This window comes from Streptomyces genisteinicus (assembly GCF_014489615.1).
In the GTDB taxonomy this organism is placed as follows: Bacteria; Actinomycetota; Actinomycetes; order Streptomycetales; family Streptomycetaceae; genus Streptomyces; species Streptomyces genisteinicus.
In genome coordinates this window covers 2379522-2400787 of record NZ_CP060825.1, presented here as the reverse complement: position 1 = coordinate 2400787, position 21266 = coordinate 2379522, and the positions used below count along the sequence as shown (strand labels likewise).

The following is a 21266-nucleotide window of genomic DNA, read 5'->3' as shown; positions in this document are numbered from 1 at the left end:
GCATATCCCGGTCAGAGATGGGCTGTTGACGCCGGGTCGTGGCCGAGGCCGGTCATCGATGGCCGAAAACGCAAGGAGGCGCGCCGGGCTCCGAGAGCCCGACGCGCCTCAATTCCCGGATGTTCCGGTTCCTCCTGCGGCTTTGCCGCGGGTGCCCGCGGCAGCGCGCGGGCACCCGTTCCCCGGCGGAACGGGAACCCGCGCGGATCCGGAACGGGCGCCGCGCGGGCATCCGGAACGGACGCCCGCGCGGATCACCGTGCGCGGCGCCGCGGCCCGCCCCGGCCTTCCGGAGCCGGAGCCGCCCGGCACCGCCCGGCCCCGGAGAAGTCCGCCCGGCACCGTCCGGAGCCGGCCGGAGTTCTCCGGTGCCGCCGCGCGGCGGCGGCCCTACCGCGCGGCGGCCGCCGCGTCCGCCGCCTGGGCCCGCAGGGCCCGCTCGACGCCCGCCCGCGACTCCGACACCAGCCGGCGCAGCGCCGCGCCCGGCTGCGCCGAGGCCAGCCACGCGTCGGTCGCGTCCAGGGTCTCCTGGGAGACCTGGAGCGCCGGGTAGAGCCCGATCGCGACCTGCTGGGCCATCTCGTGGCTGCGGGACTCCCACACGCCCTTGACCGCCGCGAAGTACCGCTCGGCGTACGGCGCGAGCAGCTCCCGCTGGTCGGTCTGGACGAAGCCGGCGATCACCGACTCCTGCACGGCGTTGGGCAGCTTGTCGCCCTCGACGACGGAGGCCCAGGCCTCCTCCTTGGCGGCCTCGGTGGGACGCGCCGCCCGCGCCGTCGCCGCATGCCGCTCGCCTGCGGCCGTGCGGTCCCGCTCGTACTCGCCCGCGACGTCGTCCTCGTCGAAGACGCCGGTGGCGGCCAGCCGCTCCACGAACGCCCAGCGCAGCTCGGTGTCGACGGCGAGGCCCTCGATCGTCTCCGTGCCGTCCAGCAGGGCCTGGAGGAGGTCCAGCTGCTGCGGGGTGCGGGCCGTCGCCGCGAACGCCCGCGCCCAGGCGAGCTGGTGGTCGCTGCCCGCGTCGGCCGCCCGCAGGTGCGCCAGCGTGGCGTCCGTCCACTGGGTCAGGCCCGTCTCGCGCCAGGCCGGGTCCGCGTACTGGTCCACCGCGAGCTTGACCTGGCGGTGCAGCGACTGGACCACGCCGATGTCGGACTCCTTGCCGATGCCGGACAGCACCAGCGCCAGGTAGTCGCGGGTGGCGAGCTCCCCGTCGCGCGTCATGTCCCAGGCCGAGGCCCAGCACAGCGCACGGGGCAGCGACTCGGCGAAGTCGCCGAGGTGCTCCGTGACGTTGCGCAGGGACTCCTCGTCCAGGCGCACCTTGGCGTACGACAGGTCGTCGTCGTTGAGCAGCACCACGGCCGGGCGGGCCTTGCCCACCAGGGCGGGCACATCGGTCAGTTCGCCGTCCACGTCCAGCTCGACCCGCTCGGTGCGCACCAGCTTCCCGGCCCCGTCCAGGTCGTAGAAGCCGACCGCGATCCGGTGCGGGCGCAGCACCGGCTCGCCCTTGGCACCCGCGGGCAGCGCCGGGGCCTCCTGGCGCACCGCGAACGCGGTGATCGCTCCGGAGCCGTCGGCGGTGATCTCCGGGCGCAGGACGTTGATGCCGGCCGTCTCCAGCCACGCCTTCGACCAGGCCTTCAGGTCGCGGCCGCTGGTCTCCTCCAGCGCCCCCAGCAGGTCCGACAGACGGGTGTTGCCGAAGGCGTGCCGCTTGAAGTAGCCCTGCACGCCCCGGAAGAACTCGTCCTGGCCGACGTAGGCGACGAGCTGCTTCAGGACGGAGGCGCCCTTGGCGTAGGTGATGCCGTCGAAGTTCACGAGAACGTCATCGAGATCGTTGATCTCGGCCATGATCGGGTGGGTCGAGGGGAGCTGGTCCTGCCGGTAGGCCCAGGTCTTCATGGAGTTCGCGAACGTGGTCCAGGAGTGCGGCCACTTCGAGCCCGGGGCGTGCGCCTGGCAGGCGATCGAGGTGTAGGTGGCGAACGACTCGTTCAGCCAGAGGTCGTTCCACCACTCCATGGTGACGAGGTCGCCGAACCACATGTGCGCGAGCTCGTGCAGGATCGTCTCGGCCCGCACCTCGTACGCCGCATCCGTCACCTTCGAGCGGAAGACGTACTGGTCGCGGATGGTCACCGCGCCCGCGTTCTCCATCGCCCCGGCGTTGAACTCGGGCACGAAGAGCTGGTCGTACTTGGCGAACGGGTACGCGTAGTCGAACTTCTCCTGGAACCAGTCGAAGCCCTGGCGGGTGACGTCGAAGATCGCGTCGGCGTCCAGGTACTCGGCGAGCGAGGGCCGGCAGTAGATGCCCAGCGGGACGCTCTGCCCGTCCTTCTCGTAGGAGCTGTGGACGCTGTGGTACGGGCCCGCGATCAGCGCGGTGATGTACGTCGAGATCCGCGGCGTCGGCTCGAAGCGCCAGACGCCGTCCTCGGGCTCGGGGGTCGGCGAGTTCGAGATCACGGTCCAGCCGTCCGGGGCCTTCACGGTGAACCGGAACGCGGCCTTGAGGTCCGGCTGCTCGAAGTTCGCGAACACCCGGCGGGCGTCCGGGACCTCGAACTGCGTATACAGATAGGCCTGCTGGTCGACCGGGTCGACGAACCGGTGCAGGCCCTCGCCGGTGTTGGTGTACGAGCAGTCCGCGACGACCCGCAGCTCGTTGTCGCCCGCCCGCAGGTGCTTCAGCGTGATCCGCGAGTCCCGGAAGACCGCCGCCACGTCCAGCGCGTGGCCGTTGAGCACGACCTCGTGCACGGCGGGGGCGACCAGGTCGACGAAGGTCTCCGCGCCGTCCTCCGCTGAGGCGAAGCGCACGGTGGTCTCGGACCGGTAGGTCCCGCCCTCCTGTGCTCCGGAGAGATCGAGGTCGATCTCGTAGGAGTCAACGGTGAGCAGGCGCGCACGCTGCTGCGCCTCGTCACGGGTCAGGTTTGTGCCAGGCACCCGGTCATCTCCTCGGTTTGCGATGTTTGCGGCCATCCTTCCACGCGGCACGCCCGCCGCGCCCGGGAGAATCGGCGCCGCCGGGGGTGTCCGGCCGCGGGCACGCCGGAGGGGGCGGGCGCCCCGCGGCGCCCGCCCCCTCAGGTGTCCGTCCGGATCAGCCGGCGCGCAGCTCGTCGGCGACCAGCTCGGCGATCTGCACCGCGTTCAGCGCCGCGCCCTTGCGCAGGTTGTCGCCCGACAGGAACAGCGCCAGACCGTTCTCCGCGGTCTCGTCGACACGGATGCGGCCCACGAAGGAGACGTCCTTGCCGGCCGCCTGGAGCGGGGTCGGGATCTCGGAGAGCTCCACGCCCGGTGCGTCCTTCAGGAGCTCGTAGGCGCGCTCCACGGCCAGCGGACGCTCGAAGCGCACGTTGACCTGGAGCGAGTGGCCGGAGAAGACGGGGACGCGGACACAGGTGCCGGAGACCTTCAGCTCCGGGATCTCCAGGATCTTGCGGGACTCGTTGCGGAGCTTCTGCTCCTCGTCCGTCTCGAAGGAGCCGTCGTCGACGATCGCGCCGGCCAGCGGCAGCACGTTGAACGCGATGGGGCGCTTGTAGACGCCGGGCTCGGGGAAGTCCAGGGCCTCGCCGTCGTGGGTCAGCTCGGTCGCGCGGCCGGCGACCTCCTTGACCTGGCCGTCGAGCTCGGCGACGCCGGCGAGACCGGAGCCGGACACGGCCTGGTAGGTGGTGGCGACCAGCGCGGTCAGCCCCGCCTCCACATGGAGCGGCTTGAGCACCGGCATGGCGGCCATGGTGGTGCAGTTCGGGTTGGCGATGATCCCCTTCGGGCGGTCCTTGACCGCGTGGGGGTTCACCTCGGACACCACGAGCGGCACGTCGGGGTCGCGCCGCCAGGCGGAGGAGTTGTCGATCACGACGGCGCCCTGGGCGGCGACCTTCTCGGCGAGGGCCCGGGAGGTGGCGCCGCCTGCGGAGAAGAGCACGATGTCGAGGCCGGCCCAGTCCGCCGTGGCGGCGTCCTCGACGGTGACCTCACGGCCCTCGAAGTCGACGGTGGAGCCCGCGGAGCGCGCGGAGGCGAAGAGGCGCAGCTCGTCGACCGGGAACTTCCGCTCGGCGAGGATCCTGCGCATGACCGTGCCGACCTGCCCGGTGGCTCCGACGATTCCGACCTTCACGGGTGCTCCTCCGTACGTGTGCTGCGCCCTCCGGTGCGTGGCGCGCCGATCCATGATGCGTATGTCCGGGTCCGCCTTGTCCAATCGGTTGTCCGAGGGGCGGGACGTGTGAGACGCGCCATGCCGGCCCGGACGCGGCCGGGCGGGGCCGGGCGGGCCCACGGCACCCGGGGAGCGGCGGGGAGCGGCGGGGAGCGTCCCCGGCGGCCGGGACGGGCGGCACGGTGGACGGGCGGGTTCCGGCGGGGCGGTCCGCACAGGGCGGGCGGCACGCGTGCGGGCGGGGACGGGCGGCACGCGTGCGGGCGGGTTCCGTGAGGGGGCCGGCACGCCTGCGAGGGCCGCGGGACGCTCACGGGGCGGGGTACGCCGACGGGGCGGGGGCCACCGGCCCCCGCCCCGCCTCATGTGCGCCCTGCGGTCAGCCGGTGACCTTGGTGATCACCACGCTGCCGGCACCCGCGGCGGTGCCGCGGGCGTTGACCAGGGAGACCTCGCCGAAGAATTGACGTCCCTCGGGAGCGGCACCGCTCACCACGACCTGCGCGCCCACGGCCGCCGTCGCGCCGTTGCCGAGCGACACCGGCTTGGCGTCGTCGACCTTCAGCGTGCCGAGGGACGGGGAGAAGAACACGTCGCGGTAGTCGAACTCGGTGGTCCCGGCCGGGACCGAGTAGCCGTCGACCACGATCCGGTAGGTGCCGGCGGCCGGCTTCACCAGGCTCACCGCCTCCTCCGAGTCGCCGTCCGCGGCCTGGCCGACCTGGGTCGTGCCGCGGTAGACCGTGAGGTCCAGGTCCGCGCCCGTGTCCGAGGTCGAGCCGATGGCCACGTCGAGGCGGTCCACGCCCTCAGCCAGGGTGACCGTGTAGACCTGGGACTCGCCGTGCTTGATCGACGGGCGGGCGACCTTGGCGGAGCCGAGGGGACCGCCCGCGAGCTTGCCGGCGATCGGACCGAAGTCGTTCGTCACGTTCCACTGCACGTCCGCCGGGACGCCGATCTGGGCCTCGGGGAGCGTCTGCACCGCCGGGGCGAAGGAGGCGCCGAGCACGGTGGCGTCCAGCGTGTACGGGTTGTCCAGCAGCGGCGAGGTGCGACGGGACTCGACCTCGATCTCCCACACGCCCGGGGTCGGGTTCGGGTAGGTGCGGACGTCCGGACGGCAGGTGTTCGCCGGGTTCGGGTAGTTCGGGTAGCAGTTCACCGTGGACGTCGGGTCGACCGGCGTGCCGTACGGGTGCAGTGCGATGAAGCGGGTCTGGCTGTCCGCCGCGAGACCGCTCAGGGACACCTCGAGGGTCTTGGCGCCCTCGGGCACGGTCACGAAGTAGCTCTTGTGGCTGTTGCGCTGCACGGAGCCGGACTCGGAGATCCCGAAGGCGGGCTTGGCCAGCGCCTGGGAGGCGACGACCGTCGTCAGGATCTGCTTGTCCGAGCCGATGGTGGCGGCGTCGTCGGCGACCAGGATCGCGCTGTGCACACCGGCGGTGCGGGCCTTGGCCTGCACGGTGACGGTGACCGGCTGGTTCAGCGGGAGCTTGACGTTCCTGCCGCTGAGCAGCTTGAAGGTGCCGTCGTTGTTCAGCCACTTCAGCGTGTGCGCCAGGGCCTTCTTCGGGCCCGTGGTGCGGGTGATGGTGACGTCGTACGTACGCGCCTTGCCGACCTCCAGGCCGCCCTCGCGGTCGTACAGGCCGGTGCCGAAGCCCGGGTTCGCCAGCGCGAAGTCGATCGCGGTGTCGACCGGGGCCTTCACGCTGTACTCGTGGACGTCGGCGCCCTGCTTGATGGCCTTCCACGCGTCGACGATGTCGATCAGGCCGGCGCCCTGCTCGTGGGCGAGCACACCGTCGATCGTCTTGGCGGTGCTGGTGAGCGCGGTGCGCAGCTTGGCCGGGGTGAGCTCGATGTCCTTCTGCTTGGCGGCCGAGAGCAGCAGCGCCGCCGCGCCCGCGGTCTGCGGGGACGACATCGAGGTGCCCTGGAGCATCGAGTAGCCGGGCGGCAGCTGGTAGCCCGCCTCGGCGACCGGACCGCCCGGGGACCAGGTCTGCGTGGTGTTGATCGAGGCGCCGGGCGCGACGATCGTCGGCGTGAAGCCGCCGTCCTCACGCGGGCCGCGCGAGGAGAAGGGGAGCATGGCGTACTTCTTGTCGACGCCGGAGCCGTAGTTGGCGGCCCAGGTCTCCTTGGAGATCGACGCGCCGACCGAGATGACCTTGTCGGCGACGGCCGGGTCGCCCAGCGTGTTGGTGCCGGGGCCGGAGTTGCCGGCGGAGATCACCAGCTGGACGCCGTAGGTGTCGATCAGCCGGGTGTAGAGCGCGGCACGCGCGTTGTTGCCGTCGTTCAGCGCCGGGAGCCCGCCGATGGACATGTTGACGATGTCCACGCCGCGGTTGATGACCAGGTCGGCCATGCCCTCGGTGAGCGCGATGTTGGTGCAGCCGCCGCTCCAGGTGCAGGCGCGGGACGAGACCAGCTTGGCGCCGGGCGCGGCGCCGTTCATCTTGCCGCCGAAGAGGCTGTTGGCGGCGGTGATGCCGGCGACGTGGGTGCCGTGCGAGCCCTCGATGACGCCGATGCTGACGAAGTCCGCGGTCGCGCCGGCGGCGTTGTAGACGACGTCCTTGCGGACCTCGAGCACGAACGGGATCCGCTCGACGACCGGGGTCTTCGGGTCGTCGGTGCCGAAGTAGCCGATCTGGAAGCCGTTGCGGTACGGCTTCATGACGGTGTCGTTGGTGAAGTCGCCGTCGTTGTTCAGGTCGACCCGCGCGGTGCGGGTGCCCTCGTCGTACAGCACACCCCAGGTGTCGGTGGTGTCGCCGTCGCGGTTGAGGTCGCCGGCCATGTCGCCGCCGAGGGTGGCGGACTCCTTGAACTGGCGGTACTTGAAGGAGCCCTGCGGGGCCTTCCAGGTACGGCCGTCGGCGGTGAACACCGGTCCGCTGACCGAGGCGTCCATGCGCAGCCAGGTGCCGTCGCCGTCGGCGACCGGGTCGGTCGCGGTGACCCAGTCGACGATCTTGCGCTCGCCGGTCGTGGTCTTCTGCAGCGCCGGGTGCGCGACGTCGATGCCGGAGTCCAGGATGCCGATGGTCACGCCACGGCCGTCCGCCTTCGGGTTCTGCTTGACGAAGTCGACCGCACCGGTTTCGAAGGACGGGTTGTACGGGTTCTTCGCCGGGGTGTTCTTGCCGGGCGCCGGGTAGAGGCCGACCTGCGCCGAGGCGATGCCCGCGGCCTTGGTGGTGTCGGCGGCCGGGGTCGGGTCGTCCAGCTCGATCTCGTGCTTGAGGTCGATGCCGTGGACGGAGGAGAGCTTGGCGGCCGCCTTGAGCGCCGCCTCGGCCTTGTCGGTGGGCAGCGTGGCCCGGACGTAGCCGAGCTCGTCGAACGTCCTGCCGACCGAGGCGCCCTGCACCGCGTCGAGCTGGCCGGCGACCTGCTCGGTCGCGCCGGGCGCGGTGGCGACCATGACGGTCACCGTCTTGTCGCCCTTGGCCTCGGCCTCGGCGAGCAGGTTCTCGTCCGCCTGGCCGATCTTGTCCGATGCCTGGGCGGCCTTGACGCCGTCCGAACCGGCCGGGTCGGCGGCGGGAGCGGAGGCGACGGCCGGGCCGACGCCGGCGGCGACGAGCGCGGCCACCACGGAGGCTGCCGCGGCCACGCGCGCCACACGTCTGTGGCCGACGGCGCGCCCTGTTGTGGAGCTCTGGGACTGGGGGGTCATCAGCATCCCTGTTGGTGAATGAGACGGTCCGGAATTCGGTGCCGGATGACCGCTCAGCCTGTCGTAAATGACAGGACTTTGTGGAGAGTTGACGGAGACGTGAAGTGCTCATGGCGGCTATCCGCCACCGTTCGGCGTACGCCACGACCGTCAAATGGGTGCACATGTGAGGGAACTGATCAGTCCGCTTCGGGGTTCGCCGACGGTGTGCCGTATCCCCCGAACGGGGGCGGACCTCCTCGGACGCGCCTCGGCCCCCGCTCCGGACCCCCGGACCCCCGGCCCGCCGGCCCGCCGGGCCCCCGCCCCCTCCCCGGGTCACGGCTCTCCCGCGGCGCCCTTCCCGCCCGCTCGCACGCGGCCGCGTGCTCCGCCCGGGGCGGCCGCCCGGAACCCGCCCTTCCCGGACCGCCGCCCGGGTAGCCTCGACCGATGCGAACGGTGCTGAGGGTGGCCGCCTACGCGGTCTGCGTACGGGACGGTCAGATCCTGCTCGCCCGCTGGGTCGCCCGCGACGGCGCCAAGCGGTGGACCCTGCCCGGCGGCGGGATGGACCACGGCGAGGACCCGCTCGACACCGCCGTCCGCGAGGTGGCGGAGGAGACCGGCTACCGGGCCGAGATGACGGCCCTGCTCGGCATCGACTCGGAGCGCCACAGCTACTCCCGCGCACTCGGCGCCTCCGCCGACTACCAGGGCCTGCGCATCGTCTACGAAGGACGCGTCACCGGCGGCGAACTCCGCCCCGAGACCGGCGGCTCCACCGACCTGGCCGCCTGGCACCCCCTGGCCGGCGTGACGGCGCTCGACCGCGTCCCCCTCGTCGACACGGGCCTCGCACTGTGGCGGACCCGTCCCCCCGCCGGCCGGGCCGCTCAGCGCGGCAGCACCACCACGTAGGCGGCCGGCTCCCGGTCCGCCGCGGCCATCATCGCCGTACGGACGACCACCGACTGCTGGTCCGGGGCCTCCCGCAGCTTGCGGGGCGTCAGATGCACCACGGTGATCCCCAGGCGCTCCAGGGTGTCCCGCTTCTTCGCGTGCTCCGACCAGAGCGCGTCCTCGTCGTGCCGGGGCGCCCGGGTGTCCAGCTCGACGGCCACGGCCTGCTCGGGCCAGTACGCGTCCACCCCGCCCAGATGCGGCCCGCCGGGCAGCCGCAGGTCCACGTTCCACAGCGGCTCCGGCAGATCCGCCGACCGCACCAGCGCGTACAGCCTGTCCTCGGCCAGCGCGCGCCCCTCCGCGAGCAGGGCGTCCACCGCGTCCACCACGTGCGGCCTCCCCAGCAGCCGGGCGTCGCTCAGCTCCCGCACCACCGCCGCCGGTTCGCAGTGCCCGCCGCGCACCGCCTCGGTGAGCAGCAGCCGGACCGCCCCCGGGTCGGTGAGCCCGGCGACCGCGTCCGCGACGGCCCGCGCGGCGGGCGCCACCGGCACCCCCGTCACCTCCTCCGCCACCGGCAGCGCGTGCGTCCGCACCAGCCGCGCCCGCCCCGTCGACCGCAGCCGCCGGCTCCGCGGCACCAGCACGTCGATCGCGTCCAGCGAGCGCAGCGTCGGGGCGGCGGCAAAGCCGCGCAGCGCGAGCGCCGCGAGCCCCGTGATCACGGCCTCGCCGTACGGCCCGCCCTCGGGGCGCTGCGCCGGGAGCACCGCCCTGGCCGGGCGGACCGGCCGCCCCGCGTACAGCAGGACGGCCCGCAGGAGCTCCTCGCCGGTCGGCGGCCCGGGACGCAGCAGGTACACGCCGGGCAGCAGCGCCTGCCAGGGCCCGCCGGCCCGGCACCGCTCCGCCACCCGGGCGGACGTCATCCCCCGCTCCCGCAACTGCGCCCCGCACACGACGCGTTCGGCGAGAGCGGCGGGGGCCGCGGGGGAGACGGAAGGGGAGGGGGACTGGGGGGAGGTCTCGCACTGTTCCATGCGAGGGGGATGCCCGGGGGACCGCGCCCCCTGAACCTCTGTTACGTCCTCGTCGACAATTCGGGACGACCCCGTCCTAAAGTACGTGCGTTCGACTGCCGATGGGGGCACCCGCGCGCCCGGCCTCCGGGGACGGGAACCTCGCGCGGCGGGCGGTGTCCCGGGGAGCGCCCCGCGACAGAGGACGGCCCCGCCCAGGGGCCGCCCTCCGTCACATACGCGCCTGCGCGCGCCTACGCGCGCGCGTCCCGCTCCTGGGCGCGCTGCGCGCGCGCCAGGTCGTCCCGGGACTCGAGGACGAGCCGGCGCAGCGCCGGCGCCGCCGACTCGTGCGCGGCGAGCCACGCGTCCGTCGCGGCCAGCGTGCTCCCGGGGTCCTGGAACGACGGGTACAGGTCGCGCACCACGTCCATCCCGATCTGGATCGACCGCTCCGCCCACACCCGCTCGATCGCCGCGAAGTACTTCGGCGCGTAGGGCGCGGTCAGCTCCCGCTGGGACGGCTGCGCGAAGCCCGCGATCGTCGCCTCGACCAGTGCGTTGGAGAGCGCGTCGGACTCCACGACCGCCGCCCACGCCTGGTCCTTGACCGCGGCGGACGGCCGCGACGCGAGGCAGCGCACCTCGTGCCGCTTGCCCGACGCCGTGTCGTCCCGCGCCAGTTCCGCGGCGATCGCCGCCTCGTCGGCGGCCCCGTGCGCGGCGAGCGGCGCGAGGAACGCCCAGCGCAGTTCCTGGTCGACGTCGAGTCCGTCGATGCGCGCGGTGCCGTCCAGCAGCCCGGCGAGCAGCTGGAAGTCCTCCGGGCCGGCCGCCACGGAGGCGAGGAAGCGCGCCCATGTCAGCTGGTGCTGGCTGCCGGGCTCGGCCCGGCGGAGCTCGGTCAGCGCGCCCGCCGCCAGCAGCCGCCCGCCCTCCTCGCGCCATCCGGGTGCGGCGTAGTGCACGAGGGCGCCGCGCGCCCAGGCGTGCAGCATCTGGAGGACCCCGATGTCGCTCTCGCGCCCCGCGAACCGCAGCACCAGGCCGATGAAGTCCCGTGCCGGCATCAGCGCGTCGCGGGTGAGGTTCCACAGCGCGGACCAGCACAGCGCCCGCGCCAGCGGGTCGTCGATGTCGCCGAGGTGGGCCCGGAGCGTCGCGAGCGAGCCCTCGTCGAAGCGGGTCTTGCAGTAGGTCAGGTCCTCGTCGTTGACGAGCACCAGGTCCGGGCGGTCGGCGCCCACCAGGCCCGGCACCTCGGTGCGGGCGCCGGTGACGTCGGCACCGGTCGACGCGTACCGCACGAGTTTGGCGCCCTCGACCCGGTAGAGCCCGACGACGACCCGGTGCGGGCGCAGGGTGTCGCCGTCCTGCACGACGGCCAGCGAGGCGACGCGCCCCTGCGGGTCGCAGCTCACCTCGGGGGTGAGCGAGTTGACGCCCGAGGTCTCCAGCCAGGCCCGCGACCACTCCTTCATGTCGCGGCCGGAGGTCTCCTCCAGGACGGACAGCAGGTCGCCGAGGCGGGTGTTGCCGTAGGCGTGGCGCTTGAAGTAGCGCCGGGCCCCCTCCAGGAACGCGTCCCGCCCCACGTACGCCACCAGCTGCTTGAGCACCGAGGCGCCCTTGGCGTAGGTGATGCCGTCGAAGTTGAGCTTGGCGTCCTCCAGGTCGCGGATGTCGGCCGTGATCGGGTGGGTGGAGGGCAGCTGGTCGGCCCGGTAGGCCCAGGCCTTGCGGTTGTTGGCGAACGTCACCCAGCCGTTGGTGAAGCGGGTGGCCTCGACCATCGAGAAGGAGCCCATGAAGTCGGCGAAGGACTCCTTCAGCCACAGGTCGTCCCACCACTGCATGGTGACCAGGTCGCCGAACCACATGTGCGCCATCTCGTGCAGGATCACGTTGGCGCGGCGCTCGTAGGACGCCTGCGTCACGTTGCCGCGGAAGACGAACTCCTCGCGGAAGGTGACGCAGCCCGGGTTCTCCATGGCGCCGATGTTGTACTCGGGGACGAACGCCTGGTCGTACTTCCCGAACGGGTACGGGTAGTCGAAGTGCTCGTGGAAGAAGTCCAGCCCCTGCTTGGTGACGAGGAAGATGTCGTCGGCGTCGAAGTGGCGGGCCAGGCCCTTGCGGCACATCGCGCCGAGCGGGATCCGCAGCGTGGTGCCGTCGGGGAGCGCCCGCTCGTAGACGTCGGTCTCGTAGTGGTACGGCCCGGCGACGACGGCCGTGATGTACGTGGAGATGGGCCGGGTCTCGGCGAAGCGCCACACCCCGTCGGCGTCGCGCGCCCCCTCCCCGTTGCTCCAGACGGTCCAGCCCTCGGGCGCGGTCACCTCGAAGCGGAACGGCGCCTTGAGATCCGGCTGCTCGAAGTTGGCGAAGACCCGGCGCGCGTCGGCCGGCTCGTACTGGGTGTAGAGGTACACCTCGCCGTCCTCCGGGTCGACGAAGCGGTGCAGGCCCTCGCCGGTCCTGCTGTAGGCGCAGCGGGCGTCCACGACGAGGACGTTCTCGGCGTCGACGGCGTCGAGGGTGATGCGCGCGCCGTCGAAGGCGTCCGCCGGGTCCAGCTCGCGCCCGTTGAGCGTGATGCCGGTCACGGACGGTGCCACGAGGTCGACGAAGACCGGGGCGCCGGGCTCGGCGGCCCGGAACCGGATCGTGGTGACGGAGCGGAACGTCCGCGGCCCCGCCCCCTCCTGCGCGTCCCCGACGGCGGACCGCACGTCGAGGGCGACGTGGTACGCCTCGACGGACAGCAGCTCGGCCCGGGTACGGGCCTCGTCGCGGGACAGATTCTCACCGGGCACGGGAGCACTCCTTCGTGACTCGTCCAAACAGCAGCGATCCTTTCATGCGGTCCTGGCAGGCAATACGGGGGAATCCCTCGCGTGCCGCGCGTGTTCCCCCCGGAGGCACGCAGGGTGCCGCCCCGAGACGAGGAGTGACATGGCGGACAACGGCAAGACACCGGTGGACTTCTGGTTCGACCCGCTGTGCCCGTGGGCGTGGATCACGTCCCGGTGGGTCCTGGAGGTCGAGAAGGTCCGGGACATCGAGGTCCGCTGGCATGTGATGTCGCTCGCCGTGCTCAACGAGGACAAGCTCGACGAGGTCCCTGCGGAGTACCGGGAGATGCTGGAGACCAAGGCGTGGGCCCCGGTGCGGGTCGTCGTCGCCGCCCAGCAGGAGCACGGGGACGAGGTCGTCGGCAAGCTGTACACCGCGCTCGGCACCCGGTTCCACAACAAGGGCGAGGGGCCGACCCTGACGGCGATCCGCGAGGCGCTGGAGGACGTCGGCCTGCCCGTGTCCCTCGCGCAGTACGCCGACCAGGACACCTACGACACGCAGCTGCGCGCCTCCCACCACGAGGGCATCACCAAGGTCGGCCAGGAGGTCGGCACCCCGGTGATCGCCGTACCGGGAGCCGACGGCGAGCAGATCGCCTTCTTCGGCCCGGTCGTGACGCCCACGCCCCGCGGCGAGGCGGCGGCCCGGCTGTGGGACGGCACCCTGCTGGTGGCGTCGACGCCGGGCTTCTACGAGATCAAGCGCACCCGTACCCAGGGCCCGTCCTTCGAGTGACGGGCGACGGGTGACGGCCCCCGCGGGGGCCGGACACGGAAGACGGCCCCCGCGAGTCCTGTCCTCGCGGGGGCCGTCCTTCATCCGCCTGCCCGGTGAAGGTTGAGAAGACGATCACGAGCAGGGCGCTGCGGGATCAGCCTCAGGGCGTGATCAGCGGCGTGCGGCCCTTGGCCTCGGTGAAGCGCTTGGCCACGTCCTGCCAGTTGACGACGCGCCACATGGCCTCGATGAAGTCGACCTTCTGGTTCTTGTACTGCAGATAGAAGGCGTGCTCCCAGGCGTCGAACACCAGGATCGGGACGCTGCCCTGGCCCACGTTGCCCTGGTGGTCGTAGACCTGCTCGACGATGAGGCGGCCGCTGACCGGCTCGTAGGCCAGCACGCCCCAGCCGGAGCCCTGGGTGGTGGCGGACGCCTTGGTCAGCTGCGCCTTGAACTTGGCGAAGGAGCCGAAGGACTCGGCGATGGCGTCGGCGAGCTCGCCGGTGCCGTCCTTCTCCAGCGGCTCGCCGCCGCCGTCGCCGGTCATGTTGTGCCAGTAGATGCTGTGCAGGATGTGGCCGGAGAGGTGGAACGCGAGGTTCTTCTCCAGCCCGTTGATCGAGCCCCAGGCCTCCTTGTCGCGCGCCTCCTCGAGCTGCTCGAGGGTGTCGTTGGCGCCCTTCACGTACGCGGCGTGGTGCTTGTCGTGGTGGAGCTCGATGATCTCGGGGCTGATCACCGGCTCGAGCGCCGCGTAGTCGTACGGAAGTTCAGGAAGCGTGTAGATGGCCATGGTGGCGGTGGTCCCTCCGACTGCCTTCTTATTGCAAACCTTATGCAACTGCACGCTATCAGCAGCATCGCCCGCCGGTGATCAGCCGATGGTCCTAGGACGGGGGTCGTGGCGCCGTGCGATCACCCGTATGCGAAGGACCCCCGGCCGCCGGCCGGGGGTCCTTCGCATACGGGTGGGGCGGGGGCCGCTCAGCCGGCGGAGCCCGCCCGCTCGGCCTCGGCGGCCGTGCGCGCCTCGCGGCGCTTCTGGAGGAGCAGGCCGCCGGCCGCCAGCGCCACGGTCAGGATGCCGGTGCCCAGCAGCTGGAGTCGGGTCGCCTCCTCGCGCAGCATCAGCACGAACACCGCGGCCATGCCCAGCAGCGCGAGCCAGGTCAGTCCGGGGAAGAGCCACATGCGCACGACCAGCTTCTCGGGCGCCTCGCGCTCGGTGCGGCGGCGCAGGATCAGCTGGGAGACGGCGATGAAGATCCAGACCACCAGGATGATCGCGCCGATCATGTTGAGCAGCCACTGGAAGACGTCCTCGGGCCGCCAGTAGCTGAGCAGCACGCACAGGAAGCCGAACACCGACGAGACCAGGACAGCGACCCGCGGCACACCGCCGAAGGTGCGCCCCACCGCCTTCGGGCCCTGGCCGCGGGCGACCAGCGAGCAGGCCATCCGGGAGGCGCCGTAGATGTTGGCGTTCATCGCGGAGAGCAGGGCGACGAAGACGACGATCTGGAGAGCGGTGGCCGCGCCCGGGATGTCGAGGTGGGCCAGCGTGGTCACGTACGGGCCCTTGTCCGGGTCGGCGACGTCCGGGTCGTTCCACGGCACCAGGGTGACGATGACGGCCATCGAGCCGATGTAGAAGACGGCGATCCGCCACATCGCCGTGCGCACGGCCTTGGCGACGCCCTGCACCGGGTGCTCGGACTCGGCGGCGGCGATGGTCACCGTCTCCAGGCCGCCGTAGGCGAACACGGAGGCGAGCAGGCCGACGACGAGGCCGTCGACGCCGTTGGGGAGGAAGCCGCCGTCGCCGGTGAGGTTGGCCGTGCCGGGCGCCTCGGTGCCGGGCAGCACGCCGGCGATCGCGAGCACGCCGATGCCCAGGAAGAGGGCGATGGCGCCGACCTTGAGCGCGGCGAACCAGAACTCGAACTCGCCGAAGTTCTTCACCGCGGCCAGGTTGGTGCCGCAGAAGACGAGCATGAACAGCGCGACCCAGGCCCACTCGGGCGTGCCGGGCAGCCAGTTCGTCATGATCTTGGCGGCGCCCATCGCCTCCAGGCCCACGGCCACGCAGAGCAGGAACCAGAACGCCCAGCCCGCCGTGAAACCCGCCCAGGGGCCGATGGCGCGCTCCGCGTGGACGGAGAAGGAGCCGGACGCCGGGTTGGCGGCGGACATCTCGCCGAGCATCCGCATCACCAGCATGACGAGCAGGCCGGAGAGGGCGTAGGCGACGACGATCGAGGGGCCGGCCGCGGCGATGCCGGCGCCGGAGCCCACGAAGAGCCCGGCGCCGATGACCCCGCCGAGGGCGATCATCGAGAGGTGGCGTTGCTTGAGGCCGTGCGAGAGCCGTGTGTCGTCCGGCTGGACGGCGGGCGCGGGCGCGGAGGTCCGGGACATGAGCGGGCCCTGTTCATTGGCTGAGACGGAGGAGCAGCCGACAGTCTGGCCATGGCATCCGCTCAGGGGGAACGGATGTCCGCTATACGGTCACGAGGTTCACACAACGCCACCACGCCGACACCGGGCGGATCCCCGCGCCGGCCTCGGTGGGACCGGCCGTCGTCACCGGCTCACGGCGGGACCGCCGGCGTCAGCGGCGCCGGGCGCGCAGCTCGCGCACGCCGGACACCAGCAGCACGGCGCCGGCCGCCCCGGCGGACCACAGCAGCTGCGGCCGTGCCCCGTCGTCGAACAGCATCAGCACCAGCACGGCCGCCATGGCCGCGAGCGCCGCCCAGGTGAGCCAGGGGAAGGCCCACATCCGCAGCGCGAGGGCTTCGGGCGCCTCCCGCTCGATGCGCCGGCGCAGCCGCAGCTGCGACACCGCGATCAGCGCCCAGACGAAGAGCAGCACCGCGCCGACGGCGTTGAGCATGTAGGCGAACACCGCGTCCGGCCACTTCAGGTTGAGCAGGACGGAGACGAAGCCGAACGCCACCGAGGCGAGCACCGCCCGCCGCGGCACCCCGCCGCCGGAGACGGCGAGCAGGCCCCGGGGCGCCTCCCGGCGCTCCGCCAGGGAGAAGATCATGCGGGAGGAGCCGTAGAGGTTGGCGTTGAGGGCCGACAGCAGCGCCACGAAGACCACGATCTCCATGATCCGGCCCGCGCTCGGCACGCCGACCGAGTCGAGCACGGCGACGAAGGGGCTGACGCCCGCCTGCTGCGCCGTCCACGGCAGCACCGTCACGATCACCAGCATCGAGCCGACGTAGAAGAAGAGGATCCGCACGACCGCGCTGCGCACCGCCCGCCCGACGGCACGGGCCGGGTCCGCGGTCTCGGCCGCGGCGATCGTGACGACCTCCAGGCCGCCGAACGCGAAGACGACGACCAGCACCCCGGAGACCACGCCGGACCAGCCGTTCGGCAGGAACCCGCCGTCGCCGGCGAGATGGGAGAGGCCGACGGGCTCGGTGTCCGGGAGGACGCCGAAGACCGCGAGGGTGCCGAGCAGCAGGAAGAGCACCAGGGCGCCGACCTTGAGCGCGGCGAACCAGAACTCGAACTCGCCGAAGTTGCGCACGGCGGTGAGGTTGGCGGCGGTGAACACCACCATGAAGACGAGCACCCAGCCCCACTGCGGCACCGACGGCGCCCAGCCGTGCGCGATCTGCGCGGCAGCGGTCGCCTCGGCCGCCAGCACCACCACGAGCAGGAACCAGTACAGCCAGCCCGCGCTGAAGCCCGCCCACCGTCCGAGGGCGCGCTCGGCGTGCACCGAGAAGGAGCCGGACGCCGGCATCGCCGCCGACATCTCGCCGAGCATCCGCATCACCAGCATCGCCAGCGTGCCGGCGATCAGATAGGAGACGACGATGGCGGGGCCGGCGACCGCGATGCCGGCGCCGGAACCGACGAAGAGCCCTGCGCCGATCACCCCGCCCAGTCCCAGCATCGTCAGATGACGCTGCTGGAGGCCGTGTTCAAGGGGCTCGGTCACGGCCCGGGGCGACGCGTCGTGCATGGTGCGGGGTGCTCTCGGTTCACTCGGGTGCGGTGGCGGGGGCTCGGGTGCGGTTATGGATTCCCTACAGTCTCGGGCAGCGCGGGCCCGCCGCGCAAAGCCGACTGCCAGGCCCGGGACCTCAGTGACGAGCATCACGCCGACTCGTGTGTGGCGACGGGCCTTTGTGTGATCTCCACCAACACCTCAACCGCCGCTTTGTCGGCGGCTGATGGTGATCCGGCCGGTCGCCCTGGGCTACGGTCGGCCTGTTCCCACCTGCCCTCACCTCGCGGAGACCCCGATGAGCACTGCTGCCGCCCCCGTCCGACCCGGCATCGTCCTGGCCGATCTGGTCCCCGCCTCCCGGGTGCGGGACATCGCCCTGGTCGCGGGCGGCGCCGTCCTCACCGGCCTCGCGGCCCAGATCGCCGTCCCGGTCCCCGGCTCCCCGGTCCCGGTCTCCGGCCAGACCTTCGCCGCCCTGCTGGTCGGCACCGCGCTCGGCGCCCGCCGCGGCTTCGCCTCGCTCGCGCTCTACGCCGTCGCCGGCATGGCGGGCATGCCGTGGTTCGCCGAGGGCGCCTCGGGCTGGTCCATGCCGTCCTTCGGCTACATCCTCGGCATGCTGCTGGCCGCCACCGTCGTCGGCGCCCTGGCCCGCCGCGGAGCCGACCGCACCGTGCTGCGCACCGCCGGTTCGATGGTGCTCGGCTCGGTGATCATCTACGCGGTGGGCGTCCCCTACCTGGCGCTCGCCACCGGCATGTCGCTGCCCGCCGCCGTCTCGGCCGGTCTGGTGCCGTTCCTCATCGGCGACGCCCTGAAGGCCGCCCTCGCGATGGGCGCGCTTCCGGCCGCCTGGAAGCTCGTGGGCCGCCGCCAGGGCTGAGCCCGCCTCCACGGGACAACAGCCCCGGTCCGCGCCTGCGGACCGGGGCTGTTGTCTGCGTGGAGGGGGTCAGCCGGAGGTGACCTGCGCGGCGTTCCTGCGCCGCCGGTCCAGCACCAGGCCGATGGTGACCACGATCGCGGCGACCAGCATCGACAGCAGCGCCACCTCGCGGTTGGCGTCGTCGAAGACCATGTAGACCAGCACGAAGACGATGCCCGCGGCCGCGGCCCAGGTGAGGTACGGGAAGAGCCACATCTTCACGGTCAGCTTCTCCGGCGCCTCGCGCAGCAGGATGCCGCGCATCCGCAGCTGGGTGAAGCAGATGACCAGCCAGACGAAGAGCGCCACCGCGCCCGAGGAGTTGAGCAGGAAGAGGAAGACCGTGTCCTTCCACATGTAGTTGAAGAAGACGGCGACGAATCCGAAGACCACCGAGCCGAGGATGGCCGCGGTCGGCACGCCCTTGGCGTTGACCTTCGCGAACGCCTTGGGGGCGTCGCCGCGCTCGCCGAGCGAGAACGCCATCCGGGAGGCCGTGTAGAGGCCGGAGTTCAGGCAGGAGAGCACGGCGGTCAGGATGATGACGTTCATGATCTGCCCGGCGTGGGCGATGCCGATGGAGTCCAGGGCGGCGACGTAGCTGCCCTTCTCCTGGATGCTCTCGTCGTTCCACGGCAGCAGCGTCAGCACCACGAAGATCGAGCCGAGGTAGAAGACGGCGATCCGCCAGATGACGCTGTTGGTCGCCTTCGTGACCGCGCGCCGCGGGTCCTCCGACTCGCCGGCCGCCAGGGTGACGATCTCGCTGCCCATGAAGGAGAAGACGACCAGCAGGACACCCGTGAGGATGGATCCCGCGCCGTGCGGCATGAACCCGCCGGTGTCCGTCAGATGGGCGAATCCCGCTCCCGGGTTGTCGGAGCCGGGCAGCACGCCGAAGACGGCCAGCAGGCCGATCACCACGAAGGCGCCGATGGCGACGACCTTGATGCCGGCGAACCAGAACTCGAACTCGCCGTAGGAGGCGACGGAGGCCAGGTTGGTGGCGGTCAGCACCACCATGACGATCAGCGCCCAGGCCCACTGGGGCACGGCCGGGATCCAGCCCTCCAGGATCACCGCGCCGGCCGTCGCCTCGACGGCCAGCACCACGACCCAGAAGAACCAGTACAGCCAGCCGATGGAGAAGCCGGCCCAGCGGCCCAGCGCGCGGTCGGCGTAGGCGGAGAAGGAGCCGGAGTTCGGGCTGGCCGCGGCCATCTCGCCGAGCATCCGCATGACCAGGACGACCATCAGGCCGACGAGCGCGTACGACACGAGGATCGCGGGGCCGGCGGCGGCGATGCCGGAGCTGGAGCCGACGAACAGGCCGGCTCCGATGACCCCGCCGATGGCGATCATGGACAGATGACGGTTCTTGAGACCGGCCTTGAGACCGTCTGCGGACGGCGGCTGTCCCGGAGTGGGGGACTGGCCGCCTTCCTTTGTGAGGGTCGTCTGCGACGTCATGGACGAATCCTTATGTCTTGGTGCCGCTCGGGTTACGAACTCGGGAATTGAAGCTCAGTACGGCCCAGTACGGAAGACCCGATTCCGTTTCGTTGCGCTCGTCACGTCGCCGCGTGCCCGGCACGGCCCCGCGACGGACTGCGCCTGCCCCCCGTGCCACACTCGAACCATGCGCGTGTACCTCGGTTCCGACCATGCCGGATACGAACTCAAGAACCACCTCGTCGAGTGGCTCACCGCCCACGGGCACGAGCCCGTGGACTGCGGTCCGCACATCTACGACGCCCAGGACGACTACCCGCCGTTCTGCCTGCGTGCCGCCGAGCGGACCGCCGCCGACCCGGGCTCGCTGGGCATCGTGATCGGCGGCTCGGGCAACGGCGAGCAGATCGCCGCCAACAAGGTCAAGGGCGTCCGGGCCGCTCTCGCCTGGAGCGAGCAGACCGCCGCCCTCGGCCGCGAGCACAACGACGCCAACGTCGTCGCCGTCGGCGGCCGGATGCACTCCCTGGAGGAGTCGACGAAGTTCGTCGAGATCTTCCTGAACACCCCGTACTCGGGTGAGGAGCGTCACACCCGCCGGATCGAGATGCTCTCCGCGTACGAGACGACCGGCGAACTCCCCCCGATCCCGGCCCACCACCCCGAGGGGCCGACCGCCTGATGCCCGAAGGGCACACGATCCACCGACTGGCCGCCGACTACCGGGAACGGTTCGGCGGCCGGTCCGTGCGGGTGACCAGCCCCCAGGGCAGGTTCACCGACTCCGCCGCGCTGCTCGACGGCACGGTCCTCGAACGCACCGAGGCCCACGGCAAGCACCTCTTCCTCGGATTCCCGCGCGGCGCATGGGTCCACATCCACCTCGGCCTCTTCGGCAAGGTGACCTTCGGCGACGCCCCCGCCCCGCCGCCCACCGACACGGTCAGGCTCCGCCTGGCCGACCGGCAGTCCTGGGTCGACCTGCGGGGCCCCACGGCCTGCGTCCTGCTCACGGACGGCGAGAAGCAGGCGGTGCACGACCGCCTCGGCCCCGACCCGCTGCGCCCCGGCGACGACCCCGGCCGCGCCTGGGCCCGCGTCTCCCGCTCCCGCACCTCCGTCGCCGCCCTGCTGATGGACCAGAAGGTCGTCGCGGGCGTCGGCAACGTCTACCGCGCCGAGGTCCTCTTCCGGCACGGCATCGACCCCTACCGGGCGGGCCGGGACCTCACCCGGCGTGCATGGGACGCCCTCTGGGCCGACCTGGCCGCCCTGATGCGCGACGGCGTGCGCGACAACCGCATCGACACCGTCCGCCCCGAGCACACCCCCGAGGCGATGGGCCGCCCGCCGCGCGTCGACGACCACGGCGGCGAGGTCTACGTCTACCGCCGGGCCCGGCAGGCCTGCCACATCTGCGGCGGCGAGATCAGCACCGCCGCGCTCGCCGCCCGCAACCTCTTCTGGTGCCCCGGCTGCCAGCGCTGACCGGACCCGCACCCCGGCCCTCCGGCCGCCGCGCCGCAGCCCGG

General features: G+C 72.3%; 14 protein-coding genes. 5 read left to right on the top strand and 9 right to left on the bottom strand.

The genetic code is table 11. The annotated features are described in order from the left end of the window. Positions 1-390: 390 nt before the first annotated feature. The 3 genes from pepN (IAG43_RS10490) to IAG43_RS10480 all read right to left on the bottom strand — a co-directional run bounded on the left by pepN (IAG43_RS10490) (position 391) and on the right by IAG43_RS10480 (position 7895). Positions 391-2967, bottom strand: coding sequence for an aminopeptidase N (pepN, locus tag IAG43_RS10490; protein WP_187740484.1), 2577 nt, complete (start codon positions 2965-2967; stop codon positions 391-393). Positions 2968-3124: 157 nt separating this feature from the next. Then, positions 3125-4156, bottom strand: coding sequence for an aspartate-semialdehyde dehydrogenase (locus tag IAG43_RS10485; protein ID WP_187740483.1), 1032 nt, complete (start codon positions 4154-4156; stop codon positions 3125-3127). Between the two features lie 421 nt (positions 4157-4577). Beyond that, complete coding sequence (locus IAG43_RS10480; RefSeq protein ID WP_425508584.1) at positions 4578-7895, bottom strand: S8 family serine peptidase; 3318 nt, start codon at positions 7893-7895, stop codon at positions 4578-4580. 432 nt (positions 7896-8327) lie between these two features. On the opposite strand from IAG43_RS10480, the gene IAG43_RS10475 reads away from it, so the two are divergent. After that, positions 8328-8795: an NUDIX hydrolase gene (locus IAG43_RS10475; protein ID WP_187740481.1), complete on the top strand. Its 468-nt coding sequence runs from the start codon at positions 8328-8330 to the stop codon at positions 8793-8795. Here the strand turns inward: IAG43_RS10475 and IAG43_RS10470 are convergent. Both IAG43_RS10470 and pepN (IAG43_RS10465) read right to left on the bottom strand, forming a co-directional pair. Then, positions 8771-9820 (bottom strand): hypothetical protein, encoded by a 1050-nt coding sequence (locus IAG43_RS10470; RefSeq protein ID WP_187740480.1) that lies wholly within the window; start codon positions 9818-9820, stop codon positions 8771-8773. The two genes, IAG43_RS10475 and IAG43_RS10470, sit on opposite strands and share 25 nt — an antisense overlap. Before the next feature lie 233 nt (positions 9821-10053). Next, positions 10054-12618, bottom strand: a complete 2565-nt coding sequence (gene pepN, locus IAG43_RS10465; protein ID WP_187740479.1) for an aminopeptidase N — start codon at positions 12616-12618, stop codon at positions 10054-10056. Positions 12619-12757: 139 nt separating this feature from the next. Between pepN (IAG43_RS10465) and IAG43_RS10460 the strand changes: the two genes are divergently transcribed. Further along, on the top strand, positions 12758-13396 hold the full coding sequence (locus IAG43_RS10460; protein ID WP_187740478.1) for a mycothiol-dependent nitroreductase Rv2466c family protein: 639 nt from the start codon (positions 12758-12760) through the stop codon (positions 13394-13396). A gap of 142 nt (positions 13397-13538) precedes the next feature. Here IAG43_RS10460 and IAG43_RS10455 read toward each other — a convergent pair whose 3' ends face one another. From IAG43_RS10455 to IAG43_RS10445, 3 genes are all read right to left on the bottom strand, one after another. After that, a complete protein-coding gene (locus tag IAG43_RS10455) occupies positions 13539-14174 on the bottom strand; it encodes a superoxide dismutase (RefSeq protein ID WP_187740477.1) in 636 nt (211 codons plus the stop codon). A 191-nt stretch (positions 14175-14365) separates the two neighbouring features. After that, positions 14366-15799 (bottom strand): amino acid permease, encoded by a 1434-nt coding sequence (locus tag IAG43_RS10450; protein ID WP_187740476.1) that lies wholly within the window; start codon positions 15797-15799, stop codon positions 14366-14368. 193 nt (positions 15800-15992) lie between these two features. Further along, a complete protein-coding gene (locus tag IAG43_RS10445) occupies positions 15993-17369 on the bottom strand; it encodes an amino acid permease (protein ID WP_187740475.1) in 1377 nt (458 codons plus the stop codon). 283 nt (positions 17370-17652) lie between these two features. Between IAG43_RS10445 and IAG43_RS10440 the strand changes: the two genes are divergently transcribed. Further along, positions 17653-18240: a biotin transporter BioY gene (locus tag IAG43_RS10440; RefSeq protein ID WP_187740474.1), complete on the top strand. Its 588-nt coding sequence runs from the start codon at positions 17653-17655 to the stop codon at positions 18238-18240. Between the two features lie 69 nt (positions 18241-18309). Here IAG43_RS10440 and IAG43_RS10435 read toward each other — a convergent pair whose 3' ends face one another. Then, positions 18310-19752 (bottom strand): amino acid permease, encoded by a 1443-nt coding sequence (locus IAG43_RS10435; RefSeq protein WP_187740473.1) that lies wholly within the window; start codon positions 19750-19752, stop codon positions 18310-18312. A gap of 169 nt (positions 19753-19921) precedes the next feature. Between IAG43_RS10435 and IAG43_RS10430 the strand changes: the two genes are divergently transcribed. Next, a complete protein-coding gene (locus IAG43_RS10430) occupies positions 19922-20416 on the top strand; it encodes a ribose-5-phosphate isomerase (RefSeq protein ID WP_187740472.1) in 495 nt (164 codons plus the stop codon). After that, positions 20416-21222: an Fpg/Nei family DNA glycosylase gene (locus IAG43_RS10425; protein WP_187740471.1), complete on the top strand. Its 807-nt coding sequence runs from the start codon at positions 20416-20418 to the stop codon at positions 21220-21222. The genes IAG43_RS10430 and IAG43_RS10425 overlap by 1 nt, the downstream gene beginning before the upstream one ends. Positions 21223-21266 lie beyond the last annotated feature (44 nt).

Bases quoted from the DNA above. Each gene is read 5' to 3' on its own strand.
- IAG43_RS10480 (WP_425508584.1), bottom strand. From the start codon at position 7,895: ATGACCCCCCAGTCCCAGAGCTCCACAACAGGGCGCGCCGTCGGCCAC.
- IAG43_RS10475 (WP_187740481.1), top strand. From the start codon at position 8,328: ATGCGAACGGTGCTGAGGGTGGCCGCCTACGCGGTCTGCGTACGGGAC.
- IAG43_RS10470 (WP_187740480.1), bottom strand. From the start codon at position 9,820: ATGGAACAGTGCGAGACCTCCCCCCAGTCCCCCTCCCCTTCCGTCTCC.
- IAG43_RS10460 (WP_187740478.1), top strand. From the start codon at position 12,758: ATGGCGGACAACGGCAAGACACCGGTGGACTTCTGGTTCGACCCGCTG.
- IAG43_RS10455 (WP_187740477.1), bottom strand. From the start codon at position 14,174: ATGGCCATCTACACGCTTCCTGAACTTCCGTACGACTACGCGGCGCTC.
- IAG43_RS10450 (WP_187740476.1), bottom strand. From the start codon at position 15,799: ATGTCCCGGACCTCCGCGCCCGCGCCCGCCGTCCAGCCGGACGACACA.
- IAG43_RS10445 (WP_187740475.1), bottom strand. From the start codon at position 17,369: ATGCACGACGCGTCGCCCCGGGCCGTGACCGAGCCCCTTGAACACGGC.
- IAG43_RS10440 (WP_187740474.1), top strand. From the start codon at position 17,653: ATGAGCACTGCTGCCGCCCCCGTCCGACCCGGCATCGTCCTGGCCGAT.
- IAG43_RS10435 (WP_187740473.1), bottom strand. From the start codon at position 19,752: ATGACGTCGCAGACGACCCTCACAAAGGAAGGCGGCCAGTCCCCCACT.
- IAG43_RS10430 (WP_187740472.1), top strand. From the start codon at position 19,922: ATGCGCGTGTACCTCGGTTCCGACCATGCCGGATACGAACTCAAGAAC.
- IAG43_RS10425 (WP_187740471.1), top strand. From the start codon at position 20,416: ATGCCCGAAGGGCACACGATCCACCGACTGGCCGCCGACTACCGGGAA.